At 45.6% G+C, this 621-nt stretch carries 1 protein-coding gene; it reads right to left on the minus strand.

Annotation, left to right across the window (positions count from 1 at the left end):
* The coding region (locus AB4496_RS24905) for an AMP-binding protein (RefSeq protein ID WP_372132491.1) at window positions 1-621 on the minus strand (621 nt) is incomplete at both ends.

A 621-nucleotide genomic window follows, 5' to 3' on the forward strand; every position in this document is an offset into this window, starting at 1 on the left:
GCATTCCATAGCTGCGCAAGCGCGGGAACCAAAGCTGTCGCCGTCACTTTATTTTTCTCGATAACATCAAAGCAGTAATCAGGACTGGGGTTGGAACTGAAAATGGCACTTCCTCCAACATCAAGCGCTCCCAATAAACCGGGACAACCCAAAGTAAAATTATGCGCGGCAGGTAACACTGCGAGGTATACCTCGTCGGACGACAACTCACTTGCTGCTGCACAACTTTGGATGTTGAGACGATAATCGTTATGACTTCTAGGAATGAGCTTAGGTAGTCCCGTCGTTCCACCAGAAACTAAAAACAAAGCAGGATGATTTGGGTTTGGTCGTTCAGGAACGAACTGGCCAATATTACCCAGAGGTAAAGACGGATACTTTCCAGAGTCTCCCACAATATAGATATGCTTAAATGAAAGGGACTCTTCCGACAGTGAGTCAGCTATGTGTAGTGCTCTTCCATCGTTTTCTAAGTTAGAACCGAAGTAGGCCCTTGCGCCAGATACTTTCATGAAATGGCGAATTTCAACAATACCATGTGCCGGCAGTGCCAATACCGGAATCAAGCCAGCTCTTTGTAAAGCAAAAAACACTTTTGCGAAATAAATGCTGTTAGACACC

It is taken from the genome of Vibrio sp. 10N.222.46.A1, from assembly GCF_041473595.1.
Classification (GTDB): domain Bacteria; phylum Pseudomonadota; class Gammaproteobacteria; order Enterobacterales; family Vibrionaceae; genus Vibrio; species Vibrio tasmaniensis_A.